Source organism: Bacillus sp. 0209A (assembly GCF_036765095.1).
GTDB classification, from domain to species: Bacteria; Bacillota; Bacilli; order Bacillales; family Bacillaceae; genus Bacillus; species Bacillus subtilis_G.
Map to the genome: position 1 here is coordinate 469,749 of NZ_JBAIZV010000001.1, position 25,560 is coordinate 495,308.

At 40.7% G+C, this 25,560-nt stretch carries 23 protein-coding genes; 7 read left to right on the forward strand and 16 right to left on the reverse strand.

What is annotated here, in order from left to right:
* Positions 1–27: 27 nt before the first annotated feature.
* Entirely contained in the window at positions 28–1,866 is a 1,839-nt protein-coding gene (typA, locus tag V6D44_RS01910) for a translational GTPase TypA (RefSeq protein WP_087992181.1), read from the reverse strand.
* Positions 1,867–1,978: 112 nt separating this feature from the next.
* On the opposite strand from typA, the gene V6D44_RS01915 reads away from it, so the two are divergent.
* Together V6D44_RS01915 and V6D44_RS01920 are read left to right on the forward strand one after the other, a co-directional pair.
* On the forward strand, positions 1,979–2,167 hold the full coding sequence (locus V6D44_RS01915) for a YlaF family protein (protein WP_087992182.1): 189 nt from the start codon (positions 1,979–1,981) through the stop codon (positions 2,165–2,167).
* Positions 2,168–2,637: 470 nt separating this feature from the next.
* Entirely contained in the window at positions 2,638–3,249 is a 612-nt protein-coding gene (locus V6D44_RS01920) for a hypothetical protein (RefSeq protein ID WP_333516243.1), read from the forward strand.
* Positions 3,250–3,289: 40 nt separating this feature from the next.
* Here V6D44_RS01920 and V6D44_RS01925 read toward each other — a convergent pair whose 3' ends face one another.
* The 4 genes from V6D44_RS01925 to V6D44_RS01940 are packed head-to-tail and all read right to left on the reverse strand — an operon-like array spanning position 3,290 to position 6,300.
* A complete protein-coding gene (locus V6D44_RS01925) occupies positions 3,290–3,583 on the reverse strand; it encodes an anti-sigma factor family protein (protein ID WP_333516244.1) in 294 nt (97 codons plus the stop codon).
* Positions 3,580–4,101: a sigma-70 family RNA polymerase sigma factor gene (locus tag V6D44_RS01930; RefSeq protein WP_333516245.1), complete on the reverse strand. Its 522-nt coding sequence runs from the start codon at positions 4,099–4,101 to the stop codon at positions 3,580–3,582. The genes V6D44_RS01925 and V6D44_RS01930 overlap by 4 nt, the downstream gene beginning before the upstream one ends.
* Positions 4,101–4,370: a hypothetical protein gene (locus V6D44_RS01935; protein WP_333516246.1), complete on the reverse strand. Its 270-nt coding sequence runs from the start codon at positions 4,368–4,370 to the stop codon at positions 4,101–4,103. The genes V6D44_RS01930 and V6D44_RS01935 overlap by 1 nt, the downstream gene beginning before the upstream one ends.
* Positions 4,360–6,300, reverse strand: coding sequence for a hypothetical protein (locus tag V6D44_RS01940; protein WP_333516247.1), 1,941 nt, complete (start codon positions 6,298–6,300; stop codon positions 4,360–4,362). Before V6D44_RS01940 ends, V6D44_RS01935 begins: the two co-directional genes overlap by 11 nt.
* Positions 6,301–6,572: 272 nt before the next feature.
* Here V6D44_RS01940 and nprE point away from each other — a divergent pair, with 272 nt between their 5' ends.
* Both nprE and V6D44_RS01950 read left to right on the forward strand, forming a co-directional pair.
* Positions 6,573–8,138, forward strand: a complete 1,566-nt coding sequence (gene nprE, locus V6D44_RS01945; RefSeq protein ID WP_202327714.1) for a neutral metalloprotease NprE — start codon at positions 6,573–6,575, stop codon at positions 8,136–8,138.
* A gap of 363 nt (positions 8,139–8,501) precedes the next feature.
* A complete protein-coding gene (locus V6D44_RS01950) occupies positions 8,502–9,416 on the forward strand; it encodes a class I SAM-dependent methyltransferase (protein ID WP_253269062.1) in 915 nt (304 codons plus the stop codon).
* Between the two features lie 280 nt (positions 9,417–9,696).
* On the opposite strand, the gene V6D44_RS01955 is transcribed toward V6D44_RS01950, so the two are convergent.
* From V6D44_RS01955 to V6D44_RS01965, 3 genes are all read right to left on the reverse strand, one after another.
* The gene (locus tag V6D44_RS01955; RefSeq protein WP_087992242.1) at positions 9,697–10,125 is read right to left on the reverse strand and encodes a GNAT family N-acetyltransferase; all 429 of its coding nucleotides are present in this window, start codon (positions 10,123–10,125) and stop codon (positions 9,697–9,699) included.
* A 25-nt stretch (positions 10,126–10,150) separates the two neighbouring features.
* On the reverse strand, positions 10,151–10,948 hold the full coding sequence (gene suhB, locus V6D44_RS01960) for an inositol-1-monophosphatase (RefSeq protein ID WP_087992189.1): 798 nt from the start codon (positions 10,946–10,948) through the stop codon (positions 10,151–10,153).
* A 137-nt stretch (positions 10,949–11,085) separates the two neighbouring features.
* On the reverse strand, positions 11,086–11,274 hold the full coding sequence (locus tag V6D44_RS01965; RefSeq protein WP_087992243.1) for a hypothetical protein: 189 nt from the start codon (positions 11,272–11,274) through the stop codon (positions 11,086–11,088).
* Between the two features lie 238 nt (positions 11,275–11,512).
* Between V6D44_RS01965 and V6D44_RS01970 the strand changes: the two genes are divergently transcribed.
* Positions 11,513–12,151, forward strand: a complete 639-nt coding sequence (locus tag V6D44_RS01970; protein WP_087992190.1) for a YktB family protein — start codon at positions 11,513–11,515, stop codon at positions 12,149–12,151.
* A 36-nt stretch (positions 12,152–12,187) separates the two neighbouring features.
* Here the strand turns inward: V6D44_RS01970 and V6D44_RS01975 are convergent, their stop codons facing one another.
* Positions 12,188–12,454 (reverse strand): UPF0223 family protein, encoded by a 267-nt coding sequence (locus V6D44_RS01975; protein WP_064813643.1) that lies wholly within the window; start codon positions 12,452–12,454, stop codon positions 12,188–12,190.
* Between the two features lie 184 nt (positions 12,455–12,638).
* On the opposite strand from V6D44_RS01975, the gene speA reads away from it, so the two are divergent.
* A complete protein-coding gene (speA, locus tag V6D44_RS01980) occupies positions 12,639–14,111 on the forward strand; it encodes an arginine decarboxylase (RefSeq protein ID WP_087992191.1) in 1,473 nt (490 codons plus the stop codon).
* Between the two features lie 36 nt (positions 14,112–14,147).
* Here speA and V6D44_RS01985 read toward each other — a convergent pair whose 3' ends face one another.
* A complete protein-coding gene (locus V6D44_RS01985; protein WP_082022512.1) occupies positions 14,148–14,267 on the reverse strand; it encodes a GapA-binding peptide SR1P in 120 nt (39 codons plus the stop codon).
* 391 nt (positions 14,268–14,658) lie between these two features.
* Here V6D44_RS01985 and slp point away from each other — a divergent pair, with 391 nt between their 5' ends.
* Entirely contained in the window at positions 14,659–15,033 is a 375-nt protein-coding gene (gene slp / locus V6D44_RS01990) for a peptidoglycan-associated lipoprotein Slp (RefSeq protein ID WP_087992192.1), read from the forward strand.
* Between the two features lie 45 nt (positions 15,034–15,078).
* On the opposite strand, the gene lpdA is transcribed toward slp, so the two are convergent.
* The 6 genes from lpdA to V6D44_RS02020 all read right to left on the reverse strand — a co-directional run bounded on the left by lpdA (position 15,079) and on the right by V6D44_RS02020 (position 25,517).
* A complete protein-coding gene (gene lpdA / locus V6D44_RS01995; RefSeq protein ID WP_087992193.1) occupies positions 15,079–16,491 on the reverse strand; it encodes a dihydrolipoyl dehydrogenase in 1,413 nt (470 codons plus the stop codon).
* Between the two features lie 4 nt (positions 16,492–16,495).
* The gene (pdhC, locus tag V6D44_RS02000; protein ID WP_333516248.1) at positions 16,496–17,827 is read right to left on the reverse strand and encodes a pyruvate dehydrogenase complex dihydrolipoyllysine-residue acetyltransferase; all 1,332 of its coding nucleotides are present in this window, start codon (positions 17,825–17,827) and stop codon (positions 16,496–16,498) included.
* Positions 17,828–17,935: 108 nt separating this feature from the next.
* On the reverse strand, positions 17,936–18,913 hold the full coding sequence (gene pdhB, locus V6D44_RS02005; RefSeq protein ID WP_072183597.1) for a pyruvate dehydrogenase complex E1 component subunit beta: 978 nt from the start codon (positions 18,911–18,913) through the stop codon (positions 17,936–17,938).
* A 3-nt stretch (positions 18,914–18,916) separates the two neighbouring features.
* Positions 18,917–20,032 (reverse strand): pyruvate dehydrogenase (acetyl-transferring) E1 component subunit alpha, encoded by a 1,116-nt coding sequence (pdhA, locus tag V6D44_RS02010; RefSeq protein ID WP_087992195.1) that lies wholly within the window; start codon positions 20,030–20,032, stop codon positions 18,917–18,919.
* A gap of 494 nt (positions 20,033–20,526) precedes the next feature.
* Positions 20,527–21,618, reverse strand: coding sequence for a serine hydrolase domain-containing protein (locus V6D44_RS02015; protein ID WP_087992196.1), 1,092 nt, complete (start codon positions 21,616–21,618; stop codon positions 20,527–20,529).
* Positions 21,619–21,671: 53 nt separating this feature from the next.
* The gene (locus V6D44_RS02020; protein ID WP_253269059.1) at positions 21,672–25,517 is read right to left on the reverse strand and encodes an alpha/beta fold hydrolase; all 3,846 of its coding nucleotides are present in this window, start codon (positions 25,515–25,517) and stop codon (positions 21,672–21,674) included.
* Positions 25,518–25,560 lie beyond the last annotated feature (43 nt).

The following is a 25,560-nucleotide window of genomic DNA, read 5'->3' on the forward strand; positions in this document are numbered from 1 at the left end:
TTCTATCTTTTCAAATTCTGCAAGAGATTAAGACAATCCTGCTGTTTTTTTCTTTTTAGCCGCTTTTTCACGTTCGTTTTTATTGAGGATTTTCTTTCTTAAACGGATGGATTCAGGCGTTACTTCACAGTATTCATCTTCGTTTAAGTACTCTAGCGACTCCTCAAGAGACATGATGCGCGCTTTTTTAATTGTAGTTGTCTGATCCTTTGTCGCAGAGCGGACGTTCGTCTGCTGTTTCATTTTGCTGACGTTAACAACAAGGTCGTTGTCACGGTTATGCTCTCCAACAATCATTCCTTCGTATACTTCAGTACCTGGCTCAACGAAGATGACACCGCGGTCTTCAATTCCTTGAATACCATAAGATGTCGCTTTTCCGTTTTCCATTGACACAAGTACACCTTGACGGCGGCCGCCTACTTGGCCCGCCTGCATCGGCTGGTAGCTGTCAAACGTATGGTTAAGAATACCAAAGCCGCGTGTTAATGATAAGAACTCTGTGGAGTACCCGATCAGTCCGCGGGAAGGAACTGTAAAGATGAGACGGACTTGGCCGTTACCATTGTTGATCATGTCAATCATTTCGCCTTTGCGGGCACCCATTGATTCCATGACAGAGCCTGTATGCTCTTCCGGAACATCGATTTGCACGCGCTCAACAGGCTCACAGCGTACGCCGTCGATTTCTTTGATGATAACTTCAGGTTTTGAAACTTGAAGTTCATAGCCTTCACGACGCATATTTTCAATCAGTATTGACAAGTGGAGCTCACCGCGTCCGGAAACAACCCAAGCGTCAGGAGAAGCTGTTGGCTCAACACGCAAGCTCACATCCGTCTGAAGCTGTGAATGAAGACGCTCTTCAATTTTGCGGGCCGTTACATATTTACCTTCACGACCTGCAAACGGACTGTTATTCACGACAAATGTCATTTGAAGTGTCGGTTCATCAATGCGAAGCACTGGAAGCGGATCTTGATGGTCTACAGGACAGACCGTTTCACCAACATTAATATCTTCCATGCCGGAAACCGCAACGAGGTCTCCCGCTTTTGCTTCTTCAATTTCCACCCGCTTTAAGCCTTGGAAACCGAAAATTTTTGTTACACGGAATGACTTAGCCGTTCCGTCAAGCTTCATAAGAGAAACCTGCTGACCGACTTTCATCGTGCCGCGGAATACGCGTCCGATTCCGATACGGCCTACATAATCATTGTAGTCAAGAAGGGCAACTTGGAACTGAAGCGGCTCCTCTGCATTTTCAACAGGTGCCGGAACATGCTTAATAATGGTTTCATATAAAGATTCCATGTTTTCATCCTGCTGTTTCGGATCAAGACTCGCTGTACCATTAATCGCTGAAGCATATACCACTGGGAATTCAAGCTGCTGTTCATTGGCATCAAGCTCAATGAACAGATCAAGAACCTCATCGATTACTTCCTCAGGACGAGCAAAGTCACGGTCAATTTTGTTGACAACAACAACCGGGTTCAGGTTTTGCTCAAGGGCTTTTTTCAGAACAAAACGAGTTTGAGGCATACAGCCTTCATATGCGTCAACGACAAGCAGTACGCCGTCAACCATTTTCATAATCCGTTCTACCTCTCCCCCAAAGTCTGCGTGTCCAGGGGTATCCAAAATATTGATGCGTGTATCTTTATAGTTAATCGCTGTATTTTTCGCCAAAATTGTAATGCCGCGTTCGCGTTCAAGATCATTAGAGTCCATTGCGCGTTCAGCAACCTGTTCGTTGGCACGGAACGTACCAGCTTGATGTAAAAGCTGATCGACTAGAGTCGTTTTACCATGGTCAACGTGGGCAATAATCGCGATGTTGCGAAGATCATTTCGAAGTTTCACTTTTTCATCTCCTAAAAAAATTAGATAACTTTCATATTATACCACACATCCTCTTTAAAAGCGTCACGTTTTTCTGTAAACTTAATATAAGACGTAAAAGGGGATGGAAATTATGAAAAAAACGAATTGGCTTTTCCTATTATTTGCATTTGCAGCGGTTTTCAGCATTATGCTGATCGGCGTCTTTATCGCTGAAAAAAGCGCAATAGGCATTGCATCCAGCATTGTACTTGTTTGCGCCGTTATGGGCGGCGGATTTACATTAAAAAAGAAAATGCGTGAGCAAGGCATGCTTGATTAAAAGCATTGCCCCGCAGGAGATATTATAATCAAAAAACACCGCAAAGAAAGCAGTGTTTCAAATTGTTGACAAAATGCTAAAATGGTTTTCATTTTAGCATTTTGTATCTTTTCAGTGTGATTGAAAACCCTTGAAGTCTAGGAAGGGCGTGCATCGGAGCACAGCGAATGTTCGAATTCGTGAGCACCGGCGCGCAGCCTTGACAACGAATGCGAGAGTTTGTCGACACGCTGAAACACCGCAAAAAAGCGGTTTTTTTTATTTTATTAAGCCTTATCTCCCCTGTTTCTTAGTCTGGAAGATGTAAAACAGCATTCATACATAGACAAACGTTCTCATGATGACTCATGTGACCGGCAAAAAATAGTCCGGCAACATATACACAAAAGACCATAGAGCCTATTTCTTCTCCTCCAATCTCTCCCTATAATGGGATTCGTAGCACAATTCATTAAAGGGAGAGAAGAAACATGAAGAAAACATTTGTAAAAAAAGCTATGCTAACAACTGCCGCAATGACCTCAGCTGCTCTATTAACGTTCGGCCCTGATGCAGCCAGCGCAAAAACATTGACTGATAACACTGCTGGCCATGTTCAGCATCAGACAATCACTAACGAAGATCTCAATACATTCATTGATATATTAAATGAATGTATATATGAACAAGACGGTGTGTATTATTTTGACAGTGAAAAAGCTGTCGAGTTAGGAATGACAAAAGAAGAGGCTCAAGTAATCGCAACATTATGGGAGTCGACTTCAGAATTTTTCAATGTTGTTTCACAATGTGTGTATGCTGAAGATGAAAATTACAAATTTGATACAGAAAAAGCAATTGAACTTGGCTTAACAGATAAAGAAGCACTCGCACTTGAACAATTTTTCTCCGCTGTTTCCTTAAAGATTCACATTCTTCAAGCAGCAATTGTATTACAAGACGGTGTGTACAGCTATGATAAAAATGCAGCCGTACAAGCAGGGGCGACACCTTCGCAAGCTGATCTTTACGGCAAACTCTTCAGTGCTCTGCCACAAGAACAGCTTGCCGCAATCTACGATATGATCCATCCTGAAGCTTAATCTAAAAAAGCGCTTGCCGGAATCGGACAAGCGCTTTTCTTTATATGAGCAGTTTGATGATCAGCATCACGGCTACCGCCGCTCCGAACCAGCAGGCAGCTTTAACGATCAGCAAACCATAGTACCTCTGTTTAAACCGCATTTCTTCTTCCGGCAGAAAAGCCTCCTCAACGGCCTGTCCGCCTTCCAATTCAAAAGGCTCAGCCATCATGTCATACATCTCTCTGCAGCTGTTGCAGGTCTTTAAATGTTCTTCAATGACGTGTTCCGTTTCACTTTTACAATCACCTTCAAGATACAGAGGAAGCAGGTCTCTTACTAGAAAGCAGGTCATGTCCGCTCCTCCTCTCTTCTTTTCGCCATGTTTTTCTTTAGCTCTAATCTCGCCCGGTGCAGTGTGGTTTTCACCTTTGAAAGACTCCATCCTAATATCTCAGCGATTTCTTCATAAGAAAGCTCTTGGAATTCTCTTAAAATCAAAACGGATTGATGCTGATCTTTTAACAGCAGGATCTCCTGCCGCAACGTTTCGCTTTTTACCGTCCGTAACAGATACTGTTCAGGCTGCTCATAAGTTGTTTGCGTTAATCCCTCATTTTTGCTGATATCAGTCAATTGGTATTTGACATCCCTGCGGTACCAATTGACAAAGGTATGATGTGCAATGGTGTAAAGCCACGTTCTGATGGAAGAATGCCCCCTAAACGAAGCCAGGCCGTTAAGAGCTTTTACAAACGTGTCCTGCGCTAAGTCCTTGGCTGTTTCAAGGTGATGAGTCCTTCTGAATAAATAATTTAAAATTTCTCGGTAATACTGTCGATACAAATCCTCAATAGAATCCCTATGTTTCATTAAAAGTAAAACCACACCGTCATCCAAATAGCCAATAAAATGAAACAGATATACATGGCAGACAGGTATACTTTCATATGTCTGATTTGGCTCTCTTCTTCAGCACCCGGGCTTCTCTTTGAACAAGATTCACTCTTTAAGCCTTCCGCATTCTTTTGAAATAAAGGCTCTTGCTTTCTCATCCATTCCATTGATTCATCCTCTAGCTCTCCTTCTTTATATAGGTCATATAAATCTAAAAATACAGACGCTTTTTCTTTATGATTCATATAGGCTTTCCACCTCTTGTGTGTCTCCATCCACCACATAAGCATCATGGCGGTTTGTGCCAAACGGCTGAATAATGATCAGCCATGCATAATGGCGTTCATTCCCTCTTTGAACGATAATTGGACGCATGCGTTTTTTGTAAATGACATCCTGGTATGCAGAAGCTACTTTTTCATAAGCCAATTTTCCATCACCATACGTATATGAAAATGCCCTATCGGGTGTATCGCTGTACACATAAGCGTTTAGCTGACCTTGATCTTCAAAAAGCTCATATGTTTTAGAAGAATCAGTATACATCACCATGTCACTCTGCCTGCTTTTTTTCTTCATTTCTGATACATCAGCATCGAAGACCGATAATATCTGCCGCTGCACCCCGCTGTTAGCCAGTGAAATATTCTTTTTCATTGGAAGCGAAAGACTATGTAAACAACTGGATTCGCCCTCAAATTCCAAAACAATTCCATCTTTTGTTTCAACGCTCACCATGCTTCCGAGCAGGCTGTTGCTTTCAATATCAGTGATCTGATAAGGCTGTCTCGGTATGTTTAAAGCTCTAAACACTTCCTTCACTTTGTCTTGTATGTCTTGTTCTGTTACATGAACATGCAGAAGAGAATCAAGCTGATAAATTGAAGGGTCTTCACTAAAGCCCATTAGTGTTTCCTTTTCCCAATAAAATACCGTTCCATCATCTTCATGATCTTTTTTATGAAGTTGATTTTTCAGATATATACGAACGACTATCTGGCCGTCTTCTTTAGATACCGTTGTTTCGATGTGATCTTTATTTAACACACGGCCGTGTTGCTCAAGGAAAGCGATGGACTTCCGCATGTATTCCTGATCCGTCAGCGTTTTCCCCCGCGGCTTTTTCAAGTACTGATAATTATTAATCAGCTGTGATACTTCATCCACTTCAGCCTCATAGCTCAAGTTTTCAAATGAATAGAAATAATGCACATCCATCTTTGTATCATGTAAATACAACGTCTCATCCGTAGGAAAAAATGACTTAATAATTTGTTCCGCTTTTTCAGATGAAATGTGCTCTCCTACAAAATTGAATGAGTCATGAACATTTGCCGGCTTTGATAAAGCGAAAGCAGCCGTTGCTACGTTATATATCGGATTTAAGAGCAAGACAAAAAACAGAATGACAGCCATCGGCAGCCACTTATTCACACGCGCATAAACCTTGCCTGACTTTTGGAACAGATGATAGCTCATCAAAAATCCCGCCATTGCTAAATAAATCGTATATGGCATTACTGCACCATAATCTATGGAGATTTGATTGGGATATGGCGTAAGCAGCAGGACGAGCAGTCCGATAATCAGCGTATAAAATAAACCTAGTAAAATCTTATTTGTTCTCCAATACAGCTTGAAAAACAGTACATTCAACACAATAGGAAGAATGATAATGAAAAACAGGAACACGAATTCAATTGGTTCGATCTCATCAGGATATTCATTCCAATACGAAAAGAAACTGAATATCATTTGTACGATCGGCAAACTGACAACGGCGAGATCGAACGTATAAAACATACCTTTTCCGCCATGATCACGAGGCATCAGCATATAGTGAAAAGCCGTCAGTAGCACATACCCGTATAACAAAAAATGCACCAGCGGTAGCAGTTCATTGCCGTCCTCTCTTAAGTAAGCGCTGGTAAAGTTTGTTGCTTGCACCTGATGAATGAGTTCAACAGACACCCCGGCCAGCAACACAATCCGCAATAAGACACCTGCCAAGAACATGGTGCGGTACCGGTTTATCTTGGGATGGTGCACCAAAACATATAAGCCCGCCAAAACTACAATTGCCCATTGAATCAGCAAGGTGCTTTGTCTGCTTAATATAAAATAACGTTCGAAATGCAATACATAATGACTGAATAAATCCAACACGAACAACAATCCTTTACTTCTTATTAAGGCCTCATTCGGTTAGACAGCCGGCTTGTCCAAAAGTTTCAATAAGAAACAAATATTTCTTTTCTTCCCCATAACTCTTGCAATGAGCCATCACATGACACTTGACTCATCTGGATATTATTCAGCAAAAATAAACACAGGACATTTCTATCAATTTTGTCTAGTTATGTTAGTTTTTGTTGAGTATTCCAAAATGCTAGTTTAATATAACGATATAAATATTTTTCAGTATTTTCAAAAAAGGGGGATTTATTGTGGGTTTAGGTAAGAAATTGTCTGTTGCTGTCGCTGCTTCGTTTATGAGTTTGTCAATCAGCCTTCCTGGTGTTCAGGCTGCTGAAAATCATCAGCTTAAAGAGAATCAAACTAACTTCCTCTCCAAAAACGCAATAGCTCAATCAGAGCTCTCTGCACCAAATGACAAGGCTGTCAAACAGTTTTTGAAAAAGAACAGCAACATTTTTAAAGGTGACCCCACCAAAAGGCTGAAGCTTGTCGAAAGTACTACTGATGCCCTTGGGTACAAGCACTTTCGATATGCGCCTGTAGTTAACGAAGTGCCTATTAAAGATTCACAGGTGATCGTTCACGTTGATAAATCCGATAATGTCTATGCGGTCAATGGTGAATTACACAATCAATCTGCTGCAAAAACAGAAAACAGCCAAAAAGTCTCTTCTGAAAAAGCACTGGCACTCGCTTTCAAAGCCATCAGCAAATCACCAGACGCTGTTTCTAACGGAACAGCCAAAAATAGTAATAAAGCCGAGTTAAAAGCGATAGAAACAAAGGATGGCAGCTATCGTCTTGCTTACGACGTGACGATTCGCTATATCGAGCCTGAACCTGCAAACTGGGAAGTCTTAATAGATGCCGAAACAGGCAGCATATTAAAACAGCAAAATAAAGTGGAACATGCTGCTGCCACTGGAAGCGGAACAACTCTAAAGGGCGCAACTGTTCCTTTGAACATCTCTTATGAAAGCGGAAAATACGTTCTAAGAGATCTTTCAAAACCAACAGGCACACAAATCATCACATATGACTTACAAAACAGACAAAGCCGCCTTCCAGGTACGCTTGTCTCAAGCACAACTAAAACGTTTACATCTTCATCACAGCGGGCAGCCGTTGACGCCCACTATAACCTCGGTAAAGTGTACGATTATTTTTATTCAAACTTTAAACGAAACAGCTATGATAACAAAGGCAGTAAAATCGTTTCTTCCGTTCACTACGGCACTCGGTATAACAATGCTGCATGGACAGGCGATCAAATGATTTACGGTGACGGCGACGGATCATTCTTCTCTCCGCTTTCCGGCTCATTAGATGTGACAGCACATGAAATGACACATGGCGTCACTCAAGAAACGGCCAACTTGATTTATGAAAATCAGCCGGGGGCATTAAACGAATCATTCTCTGACGTATTCGGTTATTTTACAGATACAGAAGACTGGGACATTGGTGAAGACATTACAGTCAGCCAGCCTGCTCTCCGCAGCCTGTCCAATCCGACAAAATACGATCAGCCTGACAATTACGCCGATTATCAAAACCTTCCAAACACAGAGGAAGGCGATTATGGCGGCGTACACACAAACAGCGGAATTCCAAATAAAGCCGCTTACAATACCATTACAAAACTAGGTGTATCTAAATCACAACAGATCTATTACCGTGCGTTAACAACGTATCTTACACCTTCTTCCACGTTCAAAGATGCCAAAGCAGCTCTCATTCAGTCTGCCCGTGACCTTTACGGCTCAACTGATGCCGCAAAAGTTGAAGCAGCCTGGAATGCTGTTGGATTGTAATGTTAGGAAAAGCCTGAGATCTCTCAGGCTTTTTTTCGTTACATGTATTGATTTCCTTTTCTGTTGTAAGAATAATCATTACAACGAAAGGATGATACCATGAGAATCAGCACCCGCTTCACGATAGCCGGACATATCGGTTTTACCCAGCATCATACTCTTACATTGTAAAAGATTTTTTTAACTGCTATCTAAAGAATGAACGTAAGCATATGAAATAAAGGAAGTTTATACGACTGAAGATAGAGCAAAAACATTTACAAAAAATTTTATTTATGCCATAATTTACTATTAATATATTTGTATGTATAATAAGATGCTCCTGGCCAGGGGAATCTTATTTTTTTATGGGAGGATCATTTCATGAGGAAAAAGCAGTCTAGCTTAACGTCTTTGATTTCAGCTTTTGCCCGTGCGTATCACAGCCGATATGACACGCCTCTCATTTTTGATGATTTTATTGCAAAAGATCTTATTAACGAAAAAGAGTTTTCCGACATCAGCGAGAATATGATTCAAGGAATCACGTTTTTCAACAAAGAGATTGCTGAACGCCTGCAAAATGATCCCGAAGAAATATTAAAATGGGTTACGCAAGTCCAGCTGTCACCCACGCCCTTAGCACGTGCTTCGTATTGCGAAAAAGTCTTACACAACGAATTAATGCTTGGAGCAAAACAGTATGTCATTCTTGGGGCCGGGCTGGATACTTTCTGTTTTCGGCATCCTGAATTGGAAAACAGCTTAGAAGTTTTCGAGGTTGATCATCCGGCTACACAGCAATTCAAAAAAAATAAGCTGAAAGATGCAAAGCTGACCATCCCGGAGCACCTTCACTTTGTTCCTATGGATTTTACCAAAACGTTTTCCTATCAGCCTCTTATAGATGAAGGATTTGAAAACACAAAAACATTCTTCAGCCTTCTGGGAGTGTCTTATTATTTAACACGAGAAGAAAATGCAAGCTTGATCAGCCATTTATTTTCTCATGTCCCCTCAGGGAGCTCTATCGTTTTTGATTATGCCGACGAAACACTCTTTACTGCAAAAGGAAAGTCAAATCGAGTTGAACATATGGTGAAGATGGCTGCCGCAAGCGGCGAACCGATGAAATCGTGTTTTACTTATCAAGAAATTGAACATCTGTTAGAGTCAGCAGGTTTACTCATCTATGAACATCTATCACCCGACGACATTCATAACCTTTTCTTTGGCAATCGAATAGACGATTTGTCAGCGTTTGAAACGATTCATTATATTCATGCGGTTAAAAAATAATGTTTCTTTTATCACAGATTCGCCTCTCATTTTTGGGGGGCTTTTTATGGTTAACAGCTTACAAAAAATAAGCTGCCGTTATCATACGGCAGCTCAGATTGTTGACAAAATCCTAAAACGGTTTAGTTTTAGGGTTTTGTCATCTTTTCAGCGTGGTTGAAAACCCTTGAAGTCTAGGAAAGGCGAGCATTGGAGCGGAGCGAATGTCCTAATTCGTGAGCACCAACGCACAGGCTTGACAACGAATGCAAGGGTTTGTCGACACGCTGAGCTGCCGTTATCATACGGCAGCTTCCGCTAAAGGCTTCACCAGGATCATAAATGGTTTGCCTCTATCATCTTTCTCCATTTTCAGCTGTTCAAACCCGCATTGGCTCAAAAACAATATCCATTCACTACGGTCAATAGGAACTGCCGCAAACATCGCTTTATGTTTGGCTCTGAGCGATTTGCTGATCCGTTCAATGATCATCCTCGCATGCCCCTTTTTTTCTTCATCCGGGTCTACAAGCACCGTTCCCAGCCACGGCTTTCCGTTGGAAGGCGCCCATTCGAGATGATAGCTGAGGGCAACAGGCCGACCGTCTTTTTCCCATACAAGCCAGGATCCGTTGTACATGGAGTAGGAGATCATATAGCTTTCAGCATCTTTCTCCCCAAACTCCTCCTCTTTCCATACAGGATGAGCCTCCGCGAGCGTTTCTAACAAGCTGAGGTCGTCCTGTTCAAATAACCTACTTTTCAGCACGAAGGTACTCTTCAAATACCGTTTTATGTATAGATGGTTTTCCGGCCAAAACACTGTGATTTTCTAAAAAGGTAAACGGCTCACCCTCAATGGTCGAATAAATGCCTCCCACTTCATTTAACAGTACACAGCCGGCCGCGTAATCCCATGGCGCAAGCCGCATCGTGATGTAAGCATCTATTCTTCCTGCCGCGACATTCGCCAGCTCTAAAGCGGCAGAACCGTAGGAACGTGTGCCTCTGACTCTTTTCACAAGGGGCGCTAACACACTTGAATCAATTCTTCTGTTTTCCGTTATCCATGTCGCATTAATGCCAAGAATGGCTTCTTCAATGACGGTTTCTTTCAAAGGAGCCAGCTTCGTTTCATTCATATAAGCTCCTCTGCCGCTAAATGCGTGATAAAGTTCATCATGCACCACATCATAAATTAATCCGATTTTCCCTTCTCCGTTTTCAAAAATTCCGATTGAAATCGCAAAATTTCTTTGCTGGTGAACAAAATTCATCGTCCCGTCAATCGGGTCGATAATCCAGACGACTCCCTCCAATGAGTGGAGTTTGTCTCCTTGCCCTTCTTCGCCAAGTATGCGGTGTCCCGGAAACGTTTCTTGAATGCGGTCAATAAAAAACTTTTCCGTTTCTTTGTCAATATTGGTGACTAAATCATTCGGATTTGATTTTGTTTCAATTGTCAGGCTTTCATGCATGGATTGTTTAATTCTCGCGCCTGCTTCCCTTACCCATTTTTTTGCAATTTCATCAATTTCCGTCCAATTTGTCATTCTTGTGTACCCTCTCTTCTATGTAGACCTTTATTTTATAGGATACTGATAACGGCGGTGAAAAAGCAAGGAAAATGAAAATATCCCTTCTCATGTAAAAACGAACCATTCATGCGGTTCGTTTTCACTATCGCTTTTTACCCGTTAAGACGAATCCATTCTTTTCTGAGTCGCTCAAGTTTGTTTTTGCTTTGTTCAATTTGTTCTTCATTTTCTTTTTGAATTGCTTCATACAGGGTTGCCAATTCATAATCTACCTCTAGTCTCCAGACAGCTACACGATTGTTTTTCTCTTCCTTAAAACCCTCTTTCACAACTTGCCTCATTGTCTTTCGCCCCTTCCAGAGATCATTTGTTTGTAAAAAAGCATCCCATTTTGCCATTCAACAATGATTACTTCTTATATCGTATGATTGTTCTATTTACGCGTAACATGATTCTGAAAATTGTGTGTTTACCTATTGGTTTATTACCACATTTCCCCTTTCTTCAAACGCGTTCAATCTTTTTGACGCTCGTATGAACTGTGATAAAATATGTTTACTTGCATGAAGGAGGAAAATCATGACACAAATGCGTTTTACAGAAGAAGACTTTAACACATTTACAATAGAAGGCTTAGACGCGCGCATGGAGGTATTAAAAGAGACGGTCCGTCCGAAGCTTACAGCTCTAGGCGAACATTTTGCCCCGACTTTATCAGCTTTAACCGGAGATGAAATGTTTCCGCATGTGGCAAAGCACGCAAGAAGATCCGTCAATCCCCCTGCTGACAGCTGGGTGGCGTTCGCAAACAGCAAAAGAGGCTATAAAAAACTGCCGCATTTTCAGATTGGTTTATGGGAAAGCCACGTATTTGTGTGGTTCGCGATTATTTATGAATCCCCTATCAAAGAAAAATACGGCAAATGGCTTGAAGCGAATCAGGAAACCATAACAAAGAATATCCCAGACAGCTTCGTTTGGTCCGCAGATCACACAAAACCCGGAGTACATAAGCAGTCTGAAATGAATAAAGAACAGCTGAAGACGCTGTTTGAGCGTTTGCAGACTGTAAAGAAAGCCGAGCTGTTATGCGGCATTCAGCTTCAAAAAGAAGAAGTGCTGAATATGAATAACCAGGAATTCCTTCAACGTATCGACGATGCCTTTCAGCAGCTTGCTTTCTTGTACCGCTTCACCCAAAAGGTATCACAAGCATAAACAAGAGCCGGGGCATGAATTGCCTCCGGCTCTTTCTTACATCTTAATCTTCGCCTGATCAGATTCTCTTGCCTGTTTGACTGTGCGATAAGGAGAGTATGTACTTTGTTCTTCAAACTCGCCGCATAGCGTTTTTTCTTCAGCCTTTCCCGGTACAATTTCTTTGAAACGGCGGTAAGCTTTAAGAAGCTCTTCGCGATCTGCGCCTTTTTCATATGCAAGCTCAACCTGCTGGAAAAACGCAATCACATCCACTGCTTCTTCAGTAGTCCAATCTTCATTCATTGGGTATTGATATTCCATTTTCTTCACTCCTTATAGATTTGCTCCCCTTAAGAGAAAGCATCTTCATTTGATCATAAATTGTTCTTTACATTCTTTCAAGTTCATAATATAATTCATTTGTTTTACGTCTAAAAAACGATTGAGAAACTGATTTTAATACACACTATTATGCATAGGTATGATTACAAAGGTGGGAAAACAATTGCCGCAACATGAAACACCCTTATACACAGGACTGAAAAAGCATGCAAGCAGACAGCCTGTTCAATTCCACATTCCCGGCCATAAAAAAGGGGCAGGAATGGACCCAGAATTTAGAGATTTTATTGGCGAAAACGCGTTAAGCATAGATTTAATCAATATTGAACCACTAGATGATCTGCACGCGCCCAAAGGCATCATTAAACAAGCACAGGATCTGGCGGCTGAAGCATTTGGCGCGGACCACACATTTTTTTCTGTCCAAGGAACGAGCGGCGCCATTATGACAATGGTGATGGCTGTTTGCGGACCTGGAGATAAAATTATTATTCCGAGAAATGTGCACAAATCAATCATGACAGCTATTGTATTTTCCGGAGCAATTCCAATCTTTATTCATCCGGAAATTGACAATGAATTAGGCATATCTCACGGCATTACGCTTGAATCTGCTAAACGGGCGCTTACCGAACATCCAGATGCAAAAGGGCTTCTCGTCATCAACCCGACATATTTCGGTGTTGCAGCCGACTTAAAAAGCATCGTAGAACTTGCTCATTCGTTTGATGTGCCGGTTCTAGTTGATGAAGCACACGGGGTTCACATTCATTTTCACGACGAATTGCCGCTTTCAGCCATGCAGGCAGGAGCGGACATAGCAGCTACAAGTGTACACAAGCTCGGGGGATCACTGACGCAGAGCTCTATTTTAAACATGAGAGAGGGCCTTGTTTCCAAAGACAGAGTGCAATCCATCCTGAGTATGCTGACAACAACGTCTACTTCTTACTTACTTCTCGCCTCTCTGGATGTTGCCAGAAAACGTCTTGCGACAGAAGGCCATCAGCTTGCTGAGGAGACACTGAAGCTTGCCAACCAGACGAGAAACCGCCTCAATCAGATTGAAGGCATTTATTGTGTCGGTTCTGAGATTCTTGGTTCGAAAGCAGCTTACAGTTATGACCCGACAAAATTGATTATCTCTGTTAAAAGTCTTGGACTCACAGGTCATGATGTTGAAAAATGGCTTCGTGAATCCTTTAATATTGAAGTTGAGCTTTCTGATCTGTACAATATTTTGTGTATTTTCACCCCTGGTGACAGCCAAAATGATGCAGACCGGCTTGCAGAGGCTTTAACAGAGATTGCACATCATATGTCAGAAAAAGATATAACGCACCAGCAAACTGAAGTACTGCTTCCGGAAATTCCTTTATTGGCAATGACTCCGCGTGATGCTTTCTACGCAAATACGGAGGTCATCCCATTAAAAGAAGCATCCGGACGGATTATCGCTGAATTTGTAATGGTATATCCTCCTGGCATTCCGATCTTCATTCCAGGTGAGATTATTACAGAAGACAACATCAGCTATATTTTTAAGAACCTTGACGCAGGTCTACCGGTTCAAGGACCTGAAGATTCGACATTAAACATGATCCGGGTCATTAAAGAGCAAAAAGCGATTCAATAAATAAAAAGCATGCGGCTTGAGCCCGCATGCTTTTTATTACTCTTCATCAACAGGACATTGACATTGTCCGCAGCATGATCCGTATAATGTTGTCACTTTCTCATCTTCAAAGTAATGAATGGCTTCGTTGCAATCTTGGCAAACAATCGTTCCCATCTCTTATTCCCCATTTCTTTGAATTTTGAAAACGCTTAATTTCTCTTGTTGCTATTATATTAATATGTCACATTTAAAATGTCAACCGCAAACTGTATGACACATTTAATTTTTATTTCGTTATATATAGTGTTTTTTTATTTTTCACATACAATATCTTCTTCACGAAACAGCTTTAATCGATACATATGCAAAAATACATCCCGTGATTTCATGTTTTCTTGAACTTTTATGAACGAACGCAGCAATATTTAAACGATTGATATACTATGTAATCTCACTTTAAAAACGGTTTCAATTATATAACAATTAGGTAACAAGGAGCAGATTCAGCCTCCTCTCATGATAAACTAAGGCTAGTTTACTATTGTTTATACAGAGGAGAAGATAGATGCGATATCGCGCGGTATTCCCCATACTGATAATAGTATTTGCTTTATCGGGCTGTACGCTTTCCACCATCAATCCGATGAAAAAAAGCCGGATTGACAACATTCATCATACACAAATTTTGTTTTTTTCTGATGAAAACCAAATTGACGAGGAAGCGCCATATTACGATGCACTGCTTGATTTAGAAAAAGATTATCCTGAGCAAATAGATAAAATGAAGGTTTATGATAACAAAGAAGGCTGGGAAGATGAGATTGAAACCGTCCCTACCCTTATGGTTGTTGATCAGCGCCATGTCGTTGTGAAAATCGAGGGATGTGTGAAAAAGAAAGAAGACATCGTTAAACCATTGCAGCATGTGCTGTCAAAATAAATAAAACAGCCCCGCATTGAGCGAGGGCTGTTTTTGATATGAGTATTATTTTACGATGTGAATCGGACTTCCGATTGCCACTTCAGCTGCTTCCATTGTGATTTCGCCCAATGTTGGGTGAGCGTGAATTGTCATCGCGATATCTTCAGCAGTCATGCCGCCTTCGATCGCTAAGCTTAATTCAGAAATCATATCAGAAGCACTTGCACCGGCGATTTGTGCACCGATTACAAGACCGTCCTCTTTACGAGTGATCAGCTTCATGAAGCCGTCTGTTTCGTTAAGAGAAAGGGCACGGCCGTTTGCTCCAAATGGGAATTTAGCAGCAACAATATCAAGGCCTTCTTCTTTCGCCTGTGCTTCAGTGTAACCAACTGATGCAAGTTCAGGCTCAGAGAAGACAACCGCAGGAATACCAAGGTAATCGATTTCTGCAGGCTCTCCAGCGATAGCTTCTGCTGCGATTTTACCTTCGTAAGATGCTTTGTGAGCAAGCGGAGGTCCTTCGATGATGTCACCGATTGCATAAATGTTAGGTACGTTAGTGCGGCACTGTTTGTCAGTTTTCACGACACCGCGGTCCGTCATTTCAATACCGACTTGCTCAAGACCAAGCTCATCAGTGTTTGGACGGCGTCCTACTGTGATCAGTACGTAATCAGCATCAACAGTTTTTTCTTCGCCTTTTACTTCAAAAGTAACTGTTACGCCATCTGGTTTTTCTTCAACGCCTTTAGCCATCGCATTTGTATGGATTTCAACGTTGCCTTTTTTCTTCAGTCTGCGTGTAACAAGAGAACTCATTTGTTTTTCGAAGCCAGGAAGAATTTCATCTCCGCCTTCAAGAATAACAAGCTCAGTGCCGAAGTTAGCATACGCAGTTCCGAGCTCAGTGCCGATGTATCCGCCGCCGATCACAACGAGCTTTTTAGGAATTTCTTTAAGAGCCAAAGCGCCTGTTGAATTTAGGACACGCTCAGTATATTTGAAGTTTGGCAATTCGATAGGACGAGAACCAGTTGCAATGATTGCGTTTTTGAACGTGTATGTTTGAGCAGAGTTCTCATCCATGACACGAACTGAATTGCTGTCTACAAAATAAGCTTCGCCTTTTACAACATCTACTTTGTTGCCTTTAAGAAGACCTCCAACACCGCCAGTAAGCTTGTTTACGACAGAAGCTTTCCATTCTTGAACTTTTGTGAAATCAACTGATACGTTCTCAGCCGTGATTCCCATGTCGTCAGAATGCTTTGCATTCTCATAACGGTGGCCAGCATTGATCAGCGCTTTTGAAGGGATACATCCAACGTTCAGACAAACGCCTCCAAGAGTTGCTTTTTCAACGACTGTTACTTTTTGTCCAAGCTGTGCAGCGCGGATGGCAGCTACATAGCCGCCAGGTCCCGCACCGATTACAAGAGTATCTGTTTCAATAGGGAAATCTCCTACTACCATAACATTACGCCTCCATTAAAATTAATTGTGGATCGTTCAGTAAACGCTTGATGTGATTTAATGCATTTTGCGCAGTTGCTCCGTCGATCATACGGTGGTCGAAGCTGAGAGAAAGAGCTAAGACTGGAGCTGCTACGATTTCGCCATCACGAACAATCGCTTTTTCTGCAATGCGTCCGATACCAAGAATCGCAACTTCTGGATGGTTGATAACCGGAGTGAACCATTGTCCGCCGGCAGAACCGATGTTTGTAATTGTGCAAGATGCGCCTTTCATTTCAGCTGGAGCAAGCTTGCCTTCACGAGCTTTTGTTGCAAGGCCATTGATTTCATCTGAAATTTCAAAGACAGATTTACGATCTGCATTTTTCACAACCGGTACAAGCAAGCCTTTTTCAGTATCAGCAGCGATACCGATGTTGAAGTAATGTTTTTGGACAACTTCTTCTGTTTTATCGTCAATTGACGTGTTTAAAACAGGGAATTTTTTCAGTGCAGATGTCAGAGCTTTTACAACGTAAGGCAAGAAAGTCAGCTTGATTCCTTGATCAGCAGCAACCTGTTTGAACTGTTTACGATGTGCAACAAGGTTTGTTACGTCCACTTCATCCATTAATGTTACGTGAGGAGCAGTGTGTTTAGAGTTAACCATCGCTTTTGCAATTGCTTTACGGATACCGCTCATTTTTTCGCGTGTTTCTGGGAATTCGCCCTCTGGAGCTGGTGCAGCAGCCGGTTTAGCAGCTGTTTCTTGCGGTGCAGCTGTTTCTTGTGGCGCAGCAGCTTCTTGCGCTCCTCCGTTTACAAAGCTGTTGATATCTTCTTTAACAACACGTCCGTTATTGCCTGAGCCAGTTACTTTACGGATGTCTACGCCTTTTTCACGAGCATATTTACGTACAGAAGGCATAGCGATGACGCGTTTGTTCGGGTCAACTTCAGCTTGATCCTGCTGTCCTGCGCCAGTTGCTTTTGCAGGCTCTTTCGGACGCTCTTCTTTAGAGATATCTTGTCCCACTTCGGCAGTTGATTGAACTTGTGCCTCAGTTTTTGCCTCCCCTGAATCATGACTTCCTTTAAATTGAAGATCTTCGTACCCAGGTGCATCAAACGTAATAATCGTTTGTCCAACAGTTGCTACTGTTCCCTCTTCAACTTTTAATTCTAATACTTTTCCTTTAACAGGTGAAGGAATTTCTACTACTGCTTTATCATTTTGGACTTCCGCCAGTACATCATCTTCGTCTACCTCATCGTTAGGCTTGACAAACCATTTTACGATTTCGCCTTCGTGGATACCTTCCCCGATATCTGGAAGTTTAAATTCAAATGCCACAGTTTTCGACCTCCTAGTTTGATTAAGCAATTTTAAAGTTTACATCGTAAGTAACAGATATATAGTGGAGGGAAAACGTCCATCTTCCCTCTGAATTATGCAATTTGATTAAAATTCAAGTACTTTTCTTGCTGTTTCAAGAACGTCTTTATGGTTTGGAAGCCATACGCTCTCTGCTTGGGAGAAAGGAAATACTGTATCAGGCGCAGCCACGCGAAGTACAGGTGCTTCCAAGCTCAAGATCGCACGGTCATTAATTTCTGCTACCACATTAGCAGCAACACCGGCCTGTTTTTGCGCCTCTTGAACTACAATCGCGCGGCCTGTTTTTTCTACAGATGCGATGATTGTATCGATATCAAGTGGACTGACAGTACGAAGATCAATTACCTCAGCAGAAACGCCGTCTTTCTCAAGCTCCTCAGCAGCTTTTAATGATTCATGAACCATTGCGCCGTAAGTGATGATTGAAAGGTCAGTACCTTCACGTTTCACGTCAGCTTTGCCAAGCTCAATTGTGTATTCTTCTTCAGGAACTTCCTGACGGAAAGAACGGTAAAGCTTCATGTGCTCTAAGAAAACAACAGGATCATTGTCTCTGATTGCAGAAATTAAAAGTCCTTTGGCATCGTAAGGAGTTGACGGAATGACAACTTTGATACCAGGCTGCTGTGCAATAAGACCTTCTAAGCTATCAGCATGAAGCTCAGGAGTATGAACACCGCCGCCGAACGGAGAACGAATGGTTACAGGTGAAGTCCAGCGTCCGCCAGAACGGTAACGAAGACGGGCCATTTGTCCAGAAATAGAATCCATTACCTCATAAACGAATCCAAAGAATTGGATTTCCATAACAGGACGGTAATCCTGCAAACCTAAGCCGAGAGCAAGCCCGCCAATTCCAGACTCTGCAAGCGGCGTATCAAATACGCGATCCTCACCGAATTCTTTTTGAAGGCCTTCAGTTGCCCGGAAAACGCCCCCTGCAACGCCTACATCCTCTCCAAAAAGCAGAACGTTTTCATTGTTCTTCAGTTCTGTGCGTAACGCATCAGTGATCGCTTGAATCATTGTCATTTGCGCCATGGCTTATTTCGACTCCTTCTCTTTGTAAATTTCAAATTGTTCTTTTAAGTTAAATGTCGGCTCTTCGAACATATTCTCAATTAACTCTGTTACTTTTGGTTTTGGTTCGCTGTCAGCTTTTTTGATGGCCTGTTTGATTTCTTCTTTAGCCTGTTCGATGACTTTGTTCTCTTCTTCTTCAGACCATAGCCCTTTATTCTCTAGGAACTTGCGGAAGCGTACGAGCGGGTCTTTAAGTTCCCATTCGTTTTCTATTTCTTTTGTACGGTACTTAGTCGGATCGTCTCCAGACATTGTATGTGGTCCGTAACGGAATGTAAGAGTTTCAATCAAGGTCGGACCTTCACCGTTAATTGCACGTTGGCGTGCTTCTGCTGTTGCAGCGTAAACAGCAAGGGCATCCATTCCATCAACTTGAACACCTGTAATACCGGCTGCAACTGCTTTTTGGGCAATTGTCTGTGCTGATGATTGCTTTTCTACAGGCGTTGAAATCGCATATCGGTTGTTTTGCACGACGAAAATCGCTGGCGCTTTAAATGCTCCGGCAAAGTTCATCCCTTCATAAAAGTCACCTTGTGAAGCTCCGCCGTCTCCTGTATAAGTGATCGCTACCGATTTTTTACCTCGCTTTTTAAGTCCTAAAGCTACACCTGTTGTTTGAATGATTTGTGCGCCGATGATAATTTGAGGTGATATCGCATTTACTCCCTCAGGCATTTGGTTGCCTTTAAAATGGCCTCTTGAGAATAGGAACGCTTGGTATAAAGGAAGTCCGTGCCAAATCAGCTGAGGGACATCTCGATAACCAGGAAGAATAAAGTCATCCTGCTCAAGGGCAAAGTGTGATGCAATTTGAGAAGCCTCTTGACCTGCTGTAGGCGCGTAGAAGCCTAAACGTCCTTGACGTGATAGAGAAATCGAACGCTGGTCTAAAATGCGGATGTATACCATTCTTCTCATTAATTCTTTTAGTTGATCGTCTGAAAGATCGGGCATTGCCTCTTTATTTACGACTTCTCCTTCAGCATTTAAAATTCGAAACGTTTCAAACTGCTTATTAATAGCGTCAAATTGTTTTTTGCTATCAACAATTGAAGTTTTTGTCTTTGCAGCCATCTTTTAAACCACCTCTTCTTTTGTTTAAACGGGGTTTGATACCGTTCATAATCCGTATTAAAAACACTCTTATCATGCTCTGCAATTCTAAAATTAATCATTCAGAAAATCACAAAAAATAAGCAAAGATAATGACGTTTAAACTGTACTAATAAAAATAACTTTTTCATTAGTACAATAATCAACAAACATAGTTTACAGCAATTCCACAGAGCCGTCAATTATTTATAAACTAAAATTGAAACCGCTTTGAAAATAGGGAGAGTGCGAAAAAAACTGTACTATAAAAGATGAAAAACTGTATTATAAAAACAGAATGTTGTAATACAGTTAAAAAAGTAAAAAAATAAAATAAGTTTTTTAACGAACTGTTACAAACCGTAAAGTGTCGGGGAAGTAAACGCAGTGTGAATAAAGAGGAGGTATTTTTGGGTTCCGCCTGCTTGGCAGGCGGAACCCAAAAATACTTTTACTAATTTTAATCTGTTATCCGTTTATTCAATGCCAGCCCACACAATGTTCAGCGGAGTTAAAACAGCATGAGGATTAAACTCTGAAATCGGCGTGAAAAACACATACGTAAACTCTTCTGCCGGATCTGAAAAAAGACCGCACCACCCCATTCCGAGATGCGAAAAGGTTCCTTCACTCATAAAATAATGTTCCCCGGCAGGCCATAGATTGATTCCTAAACCAAAATCCCCTTTTTCTCTCGGAGCTCCGAAGAAGTAAAAGGGAAGTCCCTCCTTTATTTGATTTCGCAACATAGACTCGACTGTTTTTTTACCAAGTAGTTTCTTCTCTTCAAACCGGCCTTTATTTCTAAACATTTCTGCCAGCTTCCAAATGTCTTTCAATGTCGAATACAGCCCTGTAGTCGCTTTATTCGGAAAGTAGGGGTGTCGTTCTTCAACCAGCTGCTCACTCTCGTTATTATTGATAATACAAACTTCAGATTTTAAAGCATTAGGGACATAAAAAAATGTTCTATCCATACCAAGCGCTTTAATAATATGCTTTGTCACATACTCTTCGTAAGACATACCGGTTACTTTTGAAATGATTATTCCTAAAATAACAAATCCAGTTCTGGAATAATTCCAGGCCTCATCAACTTTGTACTCTAGAGGCGTATTGACCAGATAAGCGACCCATTCATTCTCATTTGTTAAGTCAATGCCATTTGCCTTTTGAAGATCCAGATCAAAAGCCAATCCTGCCGTATGAGTAAGCAGATGAAGTATTTTAATTTCGTTAAATCCAGGTTTATCAAATGCAGAGAGAAATAGTTTAATAGGCATTTTTAAGTCGAGCAGTCCCTTTTCCACCAGCTGCATAACAGCAATTGCGGTAAAGACTTTTGTTAGAGAACCAATTTCTCTGATTGAATCAAGTTTGAATTTTTTCGTCTCATTCTCTTTACCCAGAAACTCTCCAAGCGAATCGGCTGCAAAGATTTCTCCGCCCCTTGACATAATGTAACTTGCACATTGTAAGTCTCCATCATCTATCATAGTCTGATAGTGACGGCGCAGCGCGTCAATTTGCTTGGTATCAAAAGCTGGATTACTCAATGTATGTTTCACAGTTGTTTCTCCCCTTATAGAATTATCGTTTTAGACTTTCTAAATAAATATGTTCAATTCTTTATAAAATCAATGACAGTCTTATTAAATTCTCTTGGATGTGTAACATTAGAAAGATGTCCCGCTCCTTCGATTTCCTTTGAAACGGCATTTGTAAGATATTTCTGAAGCAAGTTTGTCTCCTCTAGGTCAACAACCGCTTCATTTTCACCTGTAAGTATAAGCGTTCTTGTTTTAATCTCCTTTAAGAAACTTATAGTAGAATAACCTTCTCTATTATGAATCTCCATAAAGTGCTCAATAGATGCATTTAAAAATTGATTGCTATATAACATTTCATATTCATTCAATCTTCCGATGTTTGCAAAATCCTCCTTAAGCTTCTCCTCCACACTATGGTCAGGATCTTCTTTATAGGTGGTGTAACTGCCTGATAGAGTTAGTGTTTTCACTTTTTCAGGATATTCATAGGCTATTCTTTGCCCTACCATTCCTCCCCAAGAAGCTGCTGCAATGTGAATTGGCCATGTTACTCCTATATCTTCTAACACCTCAATAAAAGCACTACTTAAACCACTCAATGTAAAATCATCACTTCCTTTACTCAATCCATAACCTGGGGTGTGTATGACGATTACATTAAAATGATTCGCCCACTCCTTTATTTGCTCTTTCCACATATAAGCCGTCGTTGCAAAACCGCAAATAAGTAAAATTGTTTCTCCTTTTCCGCTCATCACTATTTCCATATTACGGACATTTGCAGTGTTTATCAGAAAATGAACTGTCTCCATTTTCCTGTTCTGATAAAATGAGATCAGTTTTTTAGCGGCATCTATATGATGATTTTGCGAAGGAACACCTTTTTTTATTCTGCTCCAAAAGTTTAAATAATCATCAAGATCGCTGTTGTCTGCTGTGCCCAGTAATTGAACGGCAGAGCCTGTTTTTTCGGGAATGTACGATGAAGCATCTATATCTGCTGCTATCGATGAGTCTCTTACAAGCACTACCCCTGAACTGGAAGGTAACGGTTGAAAGTATGTTATTACTTTTTCTTTTTTTCCATATAACACAATCATTTGATGGCCGGTCTGAGCAAGCGACCTTTTTATAGCTTCTATGCCGTAAAAAGTTTCAAGCGGGTGCAGACCGAGATGGGTTTTCATAATTTTCTGTACTTCATTATCTATTGACATACCTCCGTTTTTCCAAAAAGGCCAATTTACAGAGATTGTTTTACCTTGTCTTCCTGCTGTCTTTCTTATACATTCTCTCCATTCTGCAAAATTGTCTAAAAAACTATTGGCATATGCGTAATCTGCTTGCCCCAAGCTTCCTATTTCCGCGGAAATAGAGGAAAATAAAACAAAAAAGTCTAAAGGCATATCGGCGAGTGCCTCGTCCAAATGAATGACTCCGCTTATTTTAGATTGAAGCACCGAATGTACATCATCGTTCGTTTTATTCATAATAAAAGAATCTCTGATTACACCGGCACTATAAAAAACGCCATTAATTTTCGCAAAGTCTGAATAGACTTTTTCGAGTAATTGGGTTACTTGTTTTTTAACTGTCATGTCAGCTTGAATATAGGTGATTCTTATACCGCGGGAACGAATCTTTTCTAATTTTTCTTCCATCTTTGGAGTCAGTTCTGACCGGCCAGCAATAACAACATTGGCGCGAATATCTGAATAAATAAATTTTGAAAATATCCAGCCAATGCCCCTTAATCCGCCAATTACAAGGTAGACCCCGTTTTTTATTAATGTTGCTTCTGTCTTATGCATTGTTACTGACGGGACTTCTCTATATTTTGAGACAAATCTTCTATTGTTTTCATACTTAACGGTTTGATTAAAATCTCCATTTATTTCATCGAGTAATACAGGTGCTATTTGGATGGTTTGATTTGTTGTAAACTCTATTGTTTTGCATTCAATATTCGGCTGCTCTGCTTGCAAAGTTTTAAAAAAGCCTGAGACAGCCGCATAAGACGGATTCGTATATTGATCTTTGCTATACATGTACAGAAATTTTAATCTGCTGGTTAATTTTTGACTCAGTAAAGCTTTACTTACATAAAGAACAGAATAAAAACTGTGTGTTAAATCCGGATCTAATCTGTTATCCTGGGTTTCTTTTGACAAAAAGTGAATAATTGTCTCGGGAAATAGTCCTGATAACTTTACATCATTTAATATTCTCATGTAATGCTCAGGATTTTCAGGATGGAATTTGTAATGCCTATCACTTATTTTAAGATACTCGGAATCGGCTTGTGCATAAATAACAGTTTTACTGCCTGCATGCTTTTGAATATCATCACTCATAGATCGTTCAAAATCTAAAATTAAAATATTACCTTTAGGAACACCTTCAGATAATAAAGGCGACTCGCTCCACTCTTTTTGCATATATATATTTTCCAAATGCCCTGCATCAGGTGCTTCCTTGCTTTGTTTTTTATCTTCTTCTGATTCCGTTTGTGTTAGCATCTCATATTTTTCTTCTAAATAACTTGCCAAATCATGAATATTGTTATAATCAAATAATAAAGTCGGGTATAACGAAGCACCAATTTTTTCTTCTATCATTTTAGATATCTGCAATAGCTGTCTTGAATCAAGACCCAATTCATAAAACGACCGATATTGGTTTACTTCATATGCTGAGGTCCTTGTTAAATCACCAATAATAAACGCCAACTCATTGGATAAAGTTTCTTTGAGATCTGTTTTCGTAACAGATGCTGCAGGCGGCATGATTTTGTCACCATATTTCCCACACAGGTATTCAGTTAATTCTCCAATTGTAGAGTAATCAAATAATAATGTTGGATACAGCTTGGTCTGCAAGAGTTGTTCTAATGTTTTAGACAAGTTTAATAACTGTTTAGAGTCTAATCCAAGCTCATAAAATGTGATATCAGTTTTAACAGATTCTTCGGGCTTTTGAATCATGGCCGCTACCTGTTTAATAAGACTCTTGTCGAGAGAATCATCCGCAATTTTAATGACTCTATCCTCTTCATCTTTTATTCCCTTGTATTCCAGCCTTTGTATTGACTCCTCGTTCCTAACTCTTTTCACACCGAACCGTTCATAATAAAACGAAAGTTCACCATCCGAGTTGTATACTTGTATGTCCGCATATAAAATGTCTTTAGAAGATGGCTGCGTGATATTATTTTTATCAATATAAACAAAACAAGTCTCACCCGTCTTATTCAGAGAACGAAAAGTTTTAATATAAATCGGAATAAACGCATCGTTTAATGCATCCGATTCAGCAGACGCAAGCACTCCCAGAAGGCTTAAAGAGCCATCCAGAAAAGCGGGATGCAAATAAAAATCATCAATATACTCTTTTGCAAGTCCGCTTAAACTGACCTCTCCCAGAATATAATCTTTCCCTTCATACACTGTCCCTTCTAGTTTCATAAACTCTTTATGGATTAAGCCGCCTTTCCGCAAATTACTATAAGCGGTTTCAGCATCTGTTGTTCGGAGTGCCCCTTTCTTTAAATCCTTAGGCCGGATTTTTTTTTCGCTTACCTGTTGCCCTCCGCTGGTGATTTCCGCCTGCAAATTGACTGACACTTCATGATCTGCAACATTTCTATCGATCCATTTTCTGCTAACTGTTTCAACTAGCCATCCATTCTTTTGTTCCGTAAACTGAAAGGTAACTTTTTTATCAAATTGGGCAGAAGTTGCAACCGGTTCCTGAAATAATACATGTTTGATTTCAAAGCTTCTAGTGTTAATCCCTTTTGCAGATAAAAATCTTGTAATTAAATCTAAATATGTAACGCCGGGAACGGTGTGCACTTGATGAAGGACATGGTCTGTGACTATATAATCGTCATTTTTGACTAATACGCTGAACCTCATGTAATTCGACAACCTTTCTCTTTTGCAATTAAAAGAAACAGAG